General features: G+C 65.3%; 10 protein-coding genes. All 10 read left to right on the forward strand.

The features are described 5' to 3' along the window. Positions 1 to 198: 198 nt before the first annotated feature. The 10 genes from NIBR502770_RS05180 (at position 199) to ftsW (ending at position 12,263) form a co-directional block, all read left to right on the forward strand. On the forward strand, positions 199 to 570 hold the full coding sequence (locus tag NIBR502770_RS05180) for a DUF3040 domain-containing protein (RefSeq protein WP_141160860.1): 372 nt from the start codon (positions 199 to 201) through the stop codon (positions 568 to 570). Between the two features lie 363 nt (positions 571 to 933). Next, the gene (gene mraZ / locus NIBR502770_RS05185; RefSeq protein ID WP_141181230.1) at positions 934 to 1,362 is read left to right on the forward strand and encodes a division/cell wall cluster transcriptional repressor MraZ; all 429 of its coding nucleotides are present in this window, start codon (positions 934 to 936) and stop codon (positions 1,360 to 1,362) included. Between the two features lie 167 nt (positions 1,363 to 1,529). Continuing rightward, a complete protein-coding gene (rsmH, locus tag NIBR502770_RS05190) occupies positions 1,530 to 2,522 on the forward strand; it encodes a 16S rRNA (cytosine(1402)-N(4))-methyltransferase RsmH (protein ID WP_141181231.1) in 993 nt (330 codons plus the stop codon). Further along, complete coding sequence (locus NIBR502770_RS05195) at positions 2,519 to 3,211, forward strand: hypothetical protein (protein ID WP_141160857.1); 693 nt, start codon at positions 2,519 to 2,521, stop codon at positions 3,209 to 3,211. Before rsmH ends, NIBR502770_RS05195 begins: the two co-directional genes overlap by 4 nt. Positions 3,212 to 3,259: 48 nt before the next feature. Next, positions 3,260 to 5,065, forward strand: coding sequence for a penicillin-binding protein 2 (locus NIBR502770_RS05200; RefSeq protein WP_141181232.1), 1,806 nt, complete (start codon positions 3,260 to 3,262; stop codon positions 5,063 to 5,065). Positions 5,066 to 5,159: 94 nt separating this feature from the next. Beyond that, entirely contained in the window at positions 5,160 to 6,791 is a 1,632-nt protein-coding gene (locus NIBR502770_RS05205) for a UDP-N-acetylmuramoyl-L-alanyl-D-glutamate--2,6-diaminopimelate ligase (protein ID WP_141183329.1), read from the forward strand. Positions 6,792 to 6,797: 6 nt separating this feature from the next. After that, complete coding sequence (murF, locus tag NIBR502770_RS05210) at positions 6,798 to 8,261, forward strand: UDP-N-acetylmuramoyl-tripeptide--D-alanyl-D-alanine ligase (protein WP_141181233.1); 1,464 nt, start codon at positions 6,798 to 6,800, stop codon at positions 8,259 to 8,261. Next, positions 8,258 to 9,367 (forward strand): phospho-N-acetylmuramoyl-pentapeptide-transferase, encoded by a 1,110-nt coding sequence (gene mraY, locus NIBR502770_RS05215; RefSeq protein ID WP_141181234.1) that lies wholly within the window; start codon positions 8,258 to 8,260, stop codon positions 9,365 to 9,367. Before murF ends, mraY begins: the two co-directional genes overlap by 4 nt. After that, entirely contained in the window at positions 9,349 to 10,926 is a 1,578-nt protein-coding gene (gene murD, locus NIBR502770_RS05220; RefSeq protein ID WP_210418916.1) for a UDP-N-acetylmuramoyl-L-alanine--D-glutamate ligase, read from the forward strand. The genes mraY and murD overlap by 19 nt, the downstream gene beginning before the upstream one ends. Before the next feature lie 2 nt (positions 10,927 to 10,928). Beyond that, positions 10,929 to 12,263, forward strand: a complete 1,335-nt coding sequence (ftsW, locus tag NIBR502770_RS05225) for a putative lipid II flippase FtsW (RefSeq protein ID WP_141181236.1) — start codon at positions 10,929 to 10,931, stop codon at positions 12,261 to 12,263. Positions 12,264 to 12,268: the final 5 nt, after the last annotated feature.

Consider the following 12,268-nt stretch of genomic DNA (forward strand, 5'->3'; position numbering starts at 1 on the left):
TTATAGATACATAGTTTCGAGTGAATGGACTTACTGCCGGACCCTCTTGGACATGCTCCCGCTCCCGCGACCGCATGCTGGGTTCCCCTGTTGGCCAAGGCCGGCCAGGCGGGAACTTTCCAGCAATGGCAGGCGTTCTACGGAGTAGAGGTAGTGGCTGGGATCAGCCCGGACGTTGGCCTACAAAAGGAGGTCGTGATGCCGCTGTCGGAGCACGAACAGAAGCTGCTTGAGCAGCTTGAGAAGCAGCTTCACGAGGACGACCCGAAATTCGCGAACTCCATGGGTTCGGATCCCGGGCGTTCATGGTCAACCAGGCATGTGGTCATCGGCGTCCTCGCTGCGCTGGCCGGCGTGTTCCTGCTGCTGGTGGGCGTCACGCTGCAGAGCATCCTTGTGGGTGTGCTGGGATTTGTGGTGATGGGCGGCGGGGTTTACTTCGCCACTATGCGCAGCTCCCGCGGCAAACCCGGATCCAAGGCGGGGGGCGGAAAGACCGGCAAGCAGCGCAGTTCTTTCATGAGCAGCCTGGAAGAGCGCTGGGATGAACGTCGCAGGGGTGAACCCTAACCCCCGGCACGGGGCTGGCCGCGTTCCGGCTCCAGGCTCCTCCATTTCGCTCCCCTGACCATGGGGATTGATGCGAAAAGACCCGCTCCGGCGGGTCTTTTCGCATTTAAGTGGCAATTTCCTGCGAATACCGCCCGCCCCTGCGTCCCGCCGCAATCCGCGGGCGCCGCTGGCGGGAAATTCCTCCACTTCCCACCACCGCCTCGAATCCGCGGCATTTCGCGGGATGATTCCCAATATTTGCCCTCGTCGGGGGCGGTTTTGCGTTGACTGTGGTGGAAAGTGGAGTAATGTGGAGGACATAAGAGGGTGGTTGCAACATAGGGGATGTGCAGTTCCTGACGGCGGACAGGCGGTGGGCCAGTGTTTCTGGGCACTCACTCGCCGCGTCTGGATGAAAAGGGACGGATCATTCTCCCCGCTAAGTTCCGCGATGAACTTGCCAGCGGCCTGGTGCTCACGAGGGGCCAGGAACGTTGCATCTACGTCTTCAGCGAGAAGGAATTTGCGCGGGTCCACGAGCAGATGCGGGAGGCTCCAATCTCCTCCAAGCAGGCACGTGACTACATCCGCGTTTTTCTCTCTGGAGCCTCGGACGAGGTACCTGACAAGCAGGGGCGCGTGACTATTCCACCGGCGCTCCGGGAGTATGCAGGACTCGGAAGGGAACTTGCCGTCATCGGCGCCGGTACCCGCGCCGAGATCTGGGACGCCCAGGCTTGGAATGAATACCTCGCGGAGAAGGAAACAGCCTTTTCCGAAACTGACGATCCCATCCCGGGCATTCTCTGAATCCCGGAGGGAACGGCAGGGACGTTTCTTGGATGAGATCTCCAGCCGGCCCATCGGCTGCCAACCTGGCTCACCTTCCCCGGAGCCAGGCGGGCAGGACGGTAGGCGCGGATGGGGATCTGATCCCAGGAACAGCAGGGGACAACGACGGCGGGAAAGGACAAGGCGTGACCGATCAACCCAAGCCCACGTCCGAACGCCACGTACCGGTCCTTCGCGACCGGTGCATCAATTTGTTGGCACCTGGATTCGAGGCGGCGAGACTGCGCGGCGAAACCCCCATTGCCGTCGACGCCACGCTGGGCATGGGCGGCCACTCGGAGGCCATGCTCCAGCGGTTCCCTGACCTCCACCTCATCGGCATTGACCGCGACGAGGAAGCCCTGGCACTCGCCAGGGAGCGGCTGGCACCGTTCGCAGCCCGGACTGACCTGGTCCACGCGGTGTATGACGAGATCCAGGATGTCCTGGCCGACCTCGGCGTGGCCGAGGTACATGGAATCCTCATGGATCTGGGTGTCTCCTCCCTGCAGCTTGACGAACGTGAGCGGGGATTCGCCTACTCCTTCGACGCGCCACTGGACATGCGAATGGATACCAGCCGTGGCCAAACCGCCGCGGACGTGGTCAATACCTACAGCGAAGAAGACCTGGTCCGGATCATCCGCAAATGGGGCGAGGAGAAGTTCGCCGGCCGGATCGCCAACAGGATCGTAGCGGCGCGTGCCGTGAAGGAATTCACCACCACCGGCGAACTCGTGGAACAGATCCGTTCCGTGGTGCCGGCCTCCGCTGCCAAGTCGGGTGGACATCCCGCCAAGCGGACCTTCCAGGCTTTGCGGATCGAGGTCAACGAAGAACTCGACGTCCTGGAACGCGCCGTTCCTGCCGCCGTCGAATCCCTGGCCCTGGGCGGACGCATCGTGGTCATGTCCTACCACTCGCTGGAAGACAAGATCGTCAAAGGCGTCTTCCAGTCCCGCTCCAAATCTTCGGCTCCCCTCGGTTTTCCGGTGGAACTGGAGGAACACAAACCCGAACTCAAGACCCTGACCAAAGGCACCGAGGTGCCCACCGCCGTCGAAATCGCCGAAAACCCGCGTGCTGCCTCCGCCAGGCTTCGTGCGGCAGAACGAATCAGAGCCAGGAGAGCTGCATGAGCACCGCCGCCGTCAAGAACTTTCCCGTTGTTTCCGGTAGCTCGGCGCCCGCCACCAGGCCGGCGGGCAAACCCGGCGGGGGACAGAAGGCCCGCACGCCGCTCTCCGTGGTCCGCTCGGCCCCGCGGAAGCGCCGTGCGCCCTTCGTCGTGCTGTGCTTTGCCATGCTCGCAGTGGCCCTGGTGGCAGTGCTGGTCCTGAACATCTCTGTGTCCACCGCCCAGTATCAGCTGGTGGAGCTGCGCGCCAAGCAGAGCTCGCTGACAAAGACCAACCAGGACCTGACCCAGCAGGTGCAGAGCTTCGAAGCTCCCCAGAACCTCGCTGCCAAGGCCACCGAGCTCGGAATGGTCGCCTCCACCGTCAAGGGCCAGATTGACCTCTCCACGCTCTCGGTAACTGGAAAAGCCACCCCCGCAGTCAAAGGGGCACCCGCGGGAGCGGTGATCCCCGCGCCGGCCGTCGCAGGGCAGCTGATCGTACCGTCCGCCAAGGACGCCGCCGCCGGCAACGCACCAGCTCCCGTTGCAGGCCGCACTTCCTCCGCCCCCGCGGCGGAAGCGGCCCAGGCGGCAGCACAGGCCCAGGCCGCTGCCCAGGCCGCAGCCGCACAGGCGGCAGCAACTCCGGCCCCTGAACTTCACGGCGGCTCGGTGCCGGCTCCCCAGCAAAAGGTCCCCGGCCAGTAGGCTGGCACGCAGGCCAGGCAGCAGCGTCGAGCAGCAAGGAAATTCACGGTGGCGAAGACGACCGGCAAAGCAGTAAAAAGCAAGGTACCCAACGCCACAAAGCGATTGCGCCTGGGACTGGGTATTATGCTCACACTCCTGCTGGTGGTGGGCGGCAAGCTCTTCCTGGTCCAGGGGCTGGATGTCGGCGGCATGGCCGAAGCTGCCCTGAACAGCCGCATGACCTCGGCCATCCTGCCCGCCGAGCGCGGCAGCATCCTGGACTCGCGGGGCACCGTCCTGGCCAACAGTGTGATCCGCTACAACATCGTGGTTGACCAGCGGGTCAACACCAAGACCGAGTCCTACAAGCGGTATGAGCCGCAGGCTGACGGCCGTGACAAGTTGGTGGACGTCAGCCGCGACCAAGCCATTTCCGAACTTGCGGCGGCCCTGGGTATGGACACAAATGCCGTCCGCGACGCGGTCACCGGAACGCAGCCGTATTACATTGTGGCCAAGGACGTGAAGCCAGACGTCGAGGACCGGATCTCCAAGCTCCAGGTTCCAGGCATCGTCGCCGAGGGCGTCAGCAAGCGCGTATACCCCAACGGTGCCGTGGCCGGAGGAGTAGTGGGATTCCTCCAGGACGGGACCACCGGGCAGGCCGGCATTGAGCAGACGCAGGATGACAAGCTGAAGGGAACGGACGGCAAGAGACTGTTCGAGATCGGTGCCGACGGGCTCCGGATCCCGGTTGGTTTGGACGAGCTGACGCCGCCCCAGAACGGCAAGGATGTCAAACTCACCCTCAACTCCGATCTCCAGTACTTTGCCCAGCAGGCCATCCAGAGCCAGGCAGACAAACTGAGCGCTGAGTGGGGCGTCATCATCGTGATGGATGCCAAGACGGGCAACCTGCTGGCCCTGGCCGACACGAACGCCCCCGACCCCAATAACCCCGGCGCTGTGGCCGCCAAGGACCGCGGAGTCCGTTCCGTGACCGCGGCATATGAGCCAGGTTCGGTTGAGAAGATGATGACGGCAGCAGCCGTGATCGATGAGGGCCTGGCCAAGCCGCTGGATACGTTCACCATTCCACCCACCTACACGGTTGACGGCCAGACGTTCAGCGACGCGTTCACCCATGGCACGGAGGAACGGACGCTGGCCGGAATCATTGGATACTCCATGAACACCGGGACCGTGATGGCGGGCCAGCGGCTCAGCAAGGAACAGCGCTACGACTGGTTGAAGAAGTTCGGCATTGGCGAAGCCCCGGATATCGGGCTGCCCGCCACCGCATCGGGCATCCTGACACCCTCGGACCAGTGGGACGGGCGCCAGCAGTACACCGTCCTGTTTGGGCAGGGCGTATCCCAATCCACGCTCCAGACGGTCCGCGCCTACCAAAGCATCGCCAACAACGGCGTCATGCTGCAGCCGCGGTTGATCGATTCCTACATTTCGCCGGACGGCACCGAGGAGAAAGTGCCCGCCCAGCCGTCCCGGCAGGTCGTTTCGGACAGCACGGCCCACCAGGTCCAGGACATCCTGGAAAGTGCCGTCACCGAGGGCGAAATCAAGGATGCCGGCATCGACGGTTACCGGGTGGGGGCCAAGACCGGTACGTCCGAATCGCCCTGCGACGACGGCAAGCCTGGCTACTGCGGCTACACCGCCTCCATCGTGGGAATGGCACCAATGGATGATCCGCGGTTTATTGTGGAGGTGGTGCTCCAGCGGCCGAAGGGCAGCATTTACGGCATCACCAACGGGCCGGTGTTCCGGTCCGTGATGAGCCAGGCGCTGCGGACCTACAACGTCCAGCCTTCAACCGGCGAGCCGGCCAGGCTGCCCCAGTACGCCAAGTAGCAGCTGTTCCAGGCCGGAAGTACCAGCAGCATCCAGCGCATCACAGTGCCCGGGGAGAACCATGCCGGGCGAACTAGCACCATCGGAGATCCCCTTGTCAGAGTTCACCACGCCCGGCAGCGACGCTGCCCGGGATGAGAAAGCAGGCCGCTTCCGCCCTGCAGCCGTAGCGCCTGTTCCGCTGGCCGCCGTCGGGCAGGCCCTCGGCGTGGCGATACCCGCTCCGGCCGCCGACATGGAGATCACCGGCATATCCCTCAACTCGCGCACCGTGGAGCCCGGGGACCTCTACGTGGCGTTGCCCGGTGCCAGCAGGCACGGGGCCGACTTTGCCACTGACGCCATCGGCGCCGGGGCTGTGGCCGTTTTGACGGACGACGCCGGAGCCCGCCTGCTCGCGCTCTCGGCGGAAACGCCGGTACCCGTGCTCGTCGTCGAGAAACCCCGCAACGTGGTGGGGCCGCTCTCGGCCATGATCTATGGGAGCCAGCCCTCAGACGGGGACCCGTTGCAGCTTTTCGGTGTCACGGGTACCAACGGCAAAACCACCACCACCTACTTCATCACCTCGCTGCTGCGCGCCCTGGGCCGGAAGACCGGGCTGATCGGCACCATCGAGATCCTGGCCGGCGGGGAGCCGATTCCAAGCCTCCTGACTACTCCGGAGTCGACCGAGGTGCACGGCCTTATTGCCCTGATGCGCGAACGTGGGCTCGACGCGGCAGCCATGGAAGTGTCCTCGCACGCCATTTCATACCAGCGCGTGGATGGGCTCCTCTTCGACGTCGCGGGGTTCACCAACCTCACCCAGGACCACCTGGACCTTCACAACACCATGGAGGAGTACTTCGCCACCAAGGCAGAGCTTTTCACGCCGGGCCGTGCCCGGCGGGCAGTTGTAACGGTCGACGACGAGTGGGGCCGGCGGCTGGCCGGCACCGCCCAGGTGCCGGTCACCACGCTCAGCACCACGGGATCGGGCCCGGCGGACTGGACCGTCACTGCTGCTTCGCCACGGGGCCTGGGGACCGGGTTCACGCTCAGCGGACCCGGCGGCGCCATTCTCGAGGTCCACACCGGGCTGCCCGGCAGCTTCAATGTCGCCAATGCCGCCCTGGCCGTCCTCATGGTCCTGGCCTCCGGCGTCGATACTGCTGCCCTGCAGGCTGCGCTGGACACCGCGGACCCCTTCACGGTAGCGGTGCCCGGACGGATGCAGCTGGTCTCCCACCGGCCGGCCGCCGTAGTGGATTTCGCCCACAACACCGATGCCCTGGCGCGCGCGCTGGAAGCGGTCCGCTCACCGGAACCGGATTCGCGCCTGATCGTTGTCTTCGGTGCCACAGGGCAGCGGGACCAGGGCAAACGGCCGGCCATGGGAGCCATCGCCGCCCGCCTCGCCGACACCGTGATCATCACCGATGACGACCCCCATGACGAGGATGCTGCGGCGATCCGCGCCGATGTCATGGCAGGCGCCCGTGCAGCCCTCGACAACGAGTCCCTTGGCTCCGAGCTGCAGGAGGTCTTCCCGCGTGCGGAGGCCATCCGGCACGCTGTAGCCCTTGCACGTCCACAGGACACCATCCTTGTGGCGGGCCGCGGCCACGAAGTATGGCAGGAAGTGAAGGGCGTGAATATCGCCCTGGACGACAGGGTGGAGCTGCGGACCGCCTTGACAGGCAGGGGATTCAACGTTCTCCACGACGACCGGATAGAGTCCTAGACCGAGATGATTGCATTTACTGCGGCGGAAATCGCCGAAATCACCAGCGGGCGCCTGGACGCCGATCCCGGAATTACGCCCCTCTCGGTGGTGACGGATTCACGCGAAGCCACCCAGGGTTCGCTGTACGTCGCGAAGCCGGGCGAGCAGGCCGATGGCCACGATTTCATTGACGCGGCCTTCGCTGCCGGTGCGGTCCTGGCCCTGGTCGAGCGTCCCGTGGCCGGCCCTAACGGTACTGCCCGCCCGTCAATCGTGGTGGCCGACGCCGTCCTGGCGATGGGGGCCCTCGCCGCCGAAGCAGTCCGCCGCATCCGCGCCGCCCGTGCTGAAGCCGGCAGCCAGCTGACGGTCGTCGGCATTACCGGTTCGGCCGGCAAGACCACCACCAAGGACCTGCTTGCCGGCATCCTGGCGACGCAGGGCAACACCGTGGCACCCAAAGGTTCCTACAACGGCGAGGTGGGCGTCCCGCTCACGGTTTTCCGGGCAGGCACCGACACCCGCTACCTGGTTATCGAGATGGGGGCCACCGGCATCGGCCACATCCGCTACCTCGCAGAGATGGTCAAACCGGACATCGGCGTCGTCCTCGCAGTGGGTACCGCCCACGCCGGCGAGTTCGGCGGAGTGGAAAACATCGCACTGGCCAAGGGGGAAATGGTGGAGGGCCTCACGGCCGGGGGGACCGCCATCATCAACCTTGACGACGAACGCGTAGCAGCCATGCGCAGCCGCACCCATGCCACGGTCCTCGGCTTTTCCGCGGAAGGCCGCCCGGACGCACAGGTGCAGGCCCTGAACGCCGACACCAACACCGGAGGCGGCCCCGAATTCGACCTCCTGCTGCCCGACGGGGCCGCGCCCCGGCACGTCAGCAGCAAGCTCATTGGAGCGCACCACACGGGTAACCTGCTGGCAGCCGCAGCGGCCGCCTGGGCTGCGGGCGTCCCGGGAGACCACATCGCCCAGTCCCTGGGCAACCAGGCTGCCGCCAGCCGTTGGCGCATGGAACGCACGGAGCGGCCGGACGGCGTCACCATCATTAACGATGCCTACAACGCCAACCCGGAATCAATGCGCGCCGCCCTGCGCACCCTCGCCGATCTTGGCCGGGGACGCCGAACCTGGGCCGTGCTCGGTGCCATGCTGGAACTGGGCAACGACTCCATCCGCGAGCACACCGCCGTGGGAACCCAGGTAGTGCGGCTCAACATCTCGCGGCTGCTGGTGGTGGGCCGGGAAGCGCGGGCCCTCTACGTCTCCGCAGTGCAGGAGGGATCCTGGGGCGACGAATGCCTCTTCGCGGAAACGCTCGATGAGGCCTACGACGTCCTTGACGCGGAACTCCAGCCAGGTGACCTGGTGCTGTTCAAGTCCTCCAACAGCGTGGGACTTCGCCACTTGGGCGATCGGATAGCATTACCCCCAGCCCCGACCCCTGCCGACGAAAGGAGCACTCTGCTGTGATTGCTCTGCTGATCGGCGCAGGCCTTGCCCTCCTCTTTGCCCTGGTGGGCACCCCGCTGTTCATCCGCTTGCTGGTGCGCCGCGGCTACGGCCAGTTCATCCGTGACGACGGCCCCACATCGCACCACACCAAGCGCGGAACGCCCACCATGGGCGGCACCGTGGTGGTGGCTGCGGTCCTGCTGAGCTATGGGATCACCCACCTCATCATGCTGATGATGAACCCTGATTCCCCCGGTCCCTCGGCCTCGGCCCTCATCCTGCTGTTCCTCATGGTTGGCATGGGCCTGGTGGGCTTCCTGGATGATTTCATCAAGATTTCCCGGCAGCGGAGCCTTGGCCTGAACGCCAAGGCAAAGCTCATCCTCCAGGCAGCCGTCGGCATCATCTTCGCCATCCTCGCTTTGAACTTCCCCAACCACGCCGGGCTGACCCCTGCGTCAACAAAGATCTCGCTCGTCCGGGACGTGCCCTGGCTCGACCTTGCCTTTGGCGGCACCGTCCTGGGCGCGGTGCTGTTCGTGATCTGGTCCAACCTGATCGTCACCGCCGCCACCAACGGCGTCAACCTCACCGACGGACTGGACGGCCTCGCCGCCGGAGCTTCCATCATGGTGTTCGGCGCCTACACCCTCATGGGCATCTGGCAGAGCAACCAGGCCTGCGGTTCCCCCCGGGAAGCCGGCAGCGGCTGCTACCTGGTCAGGGACCCCCTGGACCTGGCCCTCCTGGCCGCCATCCTCAGCGCCGCGCTGGTGGGCTTCCTGTGGTGGAACACGTCACCGGCAAAAATCTTCATGGGCGACACCGGATCGCTGGCCATCGGCGGGGCCGTGGCCGGATTTGCCATCTTGTCCCGCACCGAACTGCTGCTTGGCATCGTGGGTGGCCTCTTCGTGCTGATCACGCTGTCCGTCATCATCCAGGTGGGCTACTTCAAGGCAACCGGCGGGAAACGCGTGTTCAAGATGGCGCCTCTGCAGCACCACTTCGAGCTGAAGGGCTGGGCCGAAGTGACCGTCGTGGTCAGGTTCTGGATTCTGGGCGGACTTTTCGTCGCTGCGGGCCTTGGCATTTTCTACGCTGAATGGGTTGTACTGCTGTGACTGTTTCCCCGCGCCTGGCAAACCTCGTTTCCTGGGACTCTGACTGGGCCGGCCTGCGCGTCGCCGTGACGGGTATCGGCGTGTCCGGATTTGCCGCCGCGGACACCCTGATCGAGCTCGGTGCCCGCGTGGTGGTGGTGGATGCCGCCACCAGCGACACAGCCCGCGCACATGCCGACACCCTGAAGATCGTGGGCGCCGCCGATGTCCTGCTGGGCCCGGACGCGGTGGCCCACCTGCCAAGGATCGATGGCGAACTTCCGGAACTGATCGTGACCTCGCCGGGCTGGCGGCCGGACCAGGCGCTGCTTGCCGCAGCGGCACGGGCGCACATCCCGGTCTGGGGCGACGTCGAACTTGCCTGGCGGGTAAGGGTCAGGGAAGGCCGGAAGACGGCGGACTGGCTGGCCATCACCGGCACCAACGGCAAGACCACCACTGTGGGCCTCACAGAATCGATGCTGCGGGCCGCCGGACTTAAGGCGATCGCCGTCGGCAACGTAGGGACCCCGATCCTTGATGCCCTCCGCGATCCGGTGGACTATGACGTCTTCGCGGTGGAGCTGTCCAGCTTCCAGTTGCACTGGGCGGAATCCGTCTCGCCGGTGGCGAGCGTCTGCCTCAACGTCGGCGAAGACCACGTCGACTGGCACGGCTCCTACGATTCCTACCTGGCCGACAAGGCAAAGGTCTACGAGCGCACCCAGAAAGCCTGCATCTACAACGCCGAGCAGGTGGAAACCGAGCGCATGGTGGAAAACGCCGACGTGGTGGAAGGCTGCCGCGCCGTTGCCTTCACCACCCTGACGCCCGCCATCAGCATGCTCGGTGTCGTCGAGGGGCTGCTGGTGGACCGGGCCTTCATCGAAGAACGCCGGGACAGCGCAGCGGAGCTTGCCTCGATGGCCGACCTCGGCCCGCTGGCCCCCCGACACATGGTGGCCAACGCCCTTGCAGCTGCAGGCCTGGTGCGCGCCTACGGCGTGGACGCCAAGGCCGTCCGGCAGGGCATCCTCGACTACGTGCCCGGCGACCACCGCATCCAGCCCGTCGCCCGGATGAACGGTGTCCTGTGGGTCAACGACTCCAAAGCCACCAACCCCCATGCCGCGTCGGCGTCCCTGTCGGCCTTCAGCAAGGTGGTCTGGATCGCCGGCGGCCTGTCCAAGGGCGTGAGCTACGACGACCTGGTCCGTGACCACGCAGCACGGCTCAAGGCGGTTGTCCTGATCGGTACCGACACCTCGCACCTTCGGGAAGCCCTGCAGCGACACGCGCCAGATGTCCCGGTGATCGAACCGGGGGCAGGTGACACTGAAGGAGTGGAGACTGCTTCGGCGCCCGGTGGCACCCCTGCCGGTACCCCCGGCAACGGCGAACAGGTAATGGCCTGGGCCGTTGCTTCAGCGGCCCGGCTCGCCGAATCCGGCGACACCGTGCTCATGGCTCCGGCAGCTGCTTCCATGGATCAGTTCTCTTCCTACGCTCACCGTGGTGGTACTTTCATCGACGCTGTCCGCGAGCTGGTGGAAGGGCAGGCCCAGACCGGCGAGGAGTAACAATGGTCAGCACGCCCACCCGGCAACAGGGTGCCACGCCGAAGGGCGGCAAACCGCGGCCCGGCTCAACCGCCGTCCGGCAGCCCGCCGCTGCCGGTGCACAGCTGCGCACCTTGTACCGCCGGTTCTGGTCGGCGCTGGAGGGCACCGGCAAGTCCCGGAACGGGTCCACCTACTACCTCATTCTTGGCGCCACCCTGGCCCTGACGGCCATTGGCATCATGATGGTCCTTTCAGCCTCAAGCGTTGAATCCATTGCCGCAGGGAAGTCCCCCTATGGCGACGCCCTCAAACAGGGCGTCTTCGCCGCAATCGGCATCTTCACCATGTTCGTGCTCTCACGCATCAATGTCGTCTGGCTGAAGCGCCTCGCATGGCCCGCCGTCGGGGCAGCCGTGCTGCTCCTGGGCCTGGTCCAGGTGGTGGGTACCGAGATCAACGGCAACCGGAACTGGATCGATCTTGGCGGCATCACGTTCCAGCCTTCAGAGGCGGCCAAACTTGCCCTGGCACTGTGGCTGGCGACGGTGCTGGCGAGGAAAGGCAAGCTGTTGAGCCGGTGGCAGCACGTGCTCGTACCCGCCATACCCATGGCGGCCATCGTCATTGTCCTGATCCTGGTGGGCAACGACCTTGGCACGGCCATGATCATCATGATGATCATGGCCGCTGCGCTGTTCTTCGCCGGCGTTCCGCTCTACCTCTTCGGCATTGCAGGCATCGCCGCGGCCGCCGGCACTGCCGTCATGGCCGTCACCAGTTCCAACCGCATGTGCCGCATCACTTCCTGGTGGACCGGGCAGTCCTGTGCCGACGGCATTGACGCGAACTACCAGGCAACCAACGGCATGTACGGCCTTGCCTCCGGCGGCTGGCTTGGGGTGGGCCTGGGGCAGAGCCGGCAAAAGTACAGCTGGATCCCCGAAGCCCACAACGACTTCATCTTCGCCATCATCGGCGAGGAACTCGGCCTGGTGGGAACCGTCGTCGTCCTGGTCCTCTTCGCCATCCTTGGCGCCGCGATCTACCGTGTGGTGGTGGCACAGGAAGACATGTTCCACCGCGTCCTTGCCGGCACCATCATGGTCTGGCTGTTGGGACAGGCCACAGTGAACATGTCAGTGGTCACCGGCCTGATGCCGGTCATCGGCGTTCCGCTGCCTTTTATTTCCTATGGCGGCTCGGCACTGCTGATGTCACTGTGTGCCGTAGGCGTGGTCCTGTCCCTGGCCCGCGAGCAAATGGCGCCTGCCATGCGGCCCAAACGGATGCTGAAGTTCAGGCCCAAGCCGGGGCGGGACAACAAACAGCCCAAGAATTCCAGAAAGCGTGCCTAACCCCC

Source organism: Pseudarthrobacter sp. NIBRBAC000502770 (genome assembly GCF_006517815.1).
Taxonomy (GTDB): Bacteria; Actinomycetota; Actinomycetes; order Actinomycetales; family Micrococcaceae; genus Arthrobacter; species Arthrobacter niigatensis.

What these genes read in the sequence shown, in the direction of transcription:
- NIBR502770_RS05180 (WP_141160860.1), top strand. Translation starts at nt 199, where the DNA reads ATGCCGCTGTCGGAGCACGAACAGAAGCTGCTTGAGCAGCTTGAGAAG.
- NIBR502770_RS05195 (WP_141160857.1), top strand. Translation starts at nt 2,519, where the DNA reads ATGAGCACCGCCGCCGTCAAGAACTTTCCCGTTGTTTCCGGTAGCTCG.
- murF (WP_141181233.1), top strand. Translation starts at nt 6,798, where the DNA reads ATGATTGCATTTACTGCGGCGGAAATCGCCGAAATCACCAGCGGGCGC.
- murD (WP_210418916.1), top strand. Translation starts at nt 9,349, where the DNA reads ATGGGTTGTACTGCTGTGACTGTTTCCCCGCGCCTGGCAAACCTCGTT.
- ftsW (WP_141181236.1), top strand. Translation starts at nt 10,929, where the DNA reads ATGGTCAGCACGCCCACCCGGCAACAGGGTGCCACGCCGAAGGGCGGC.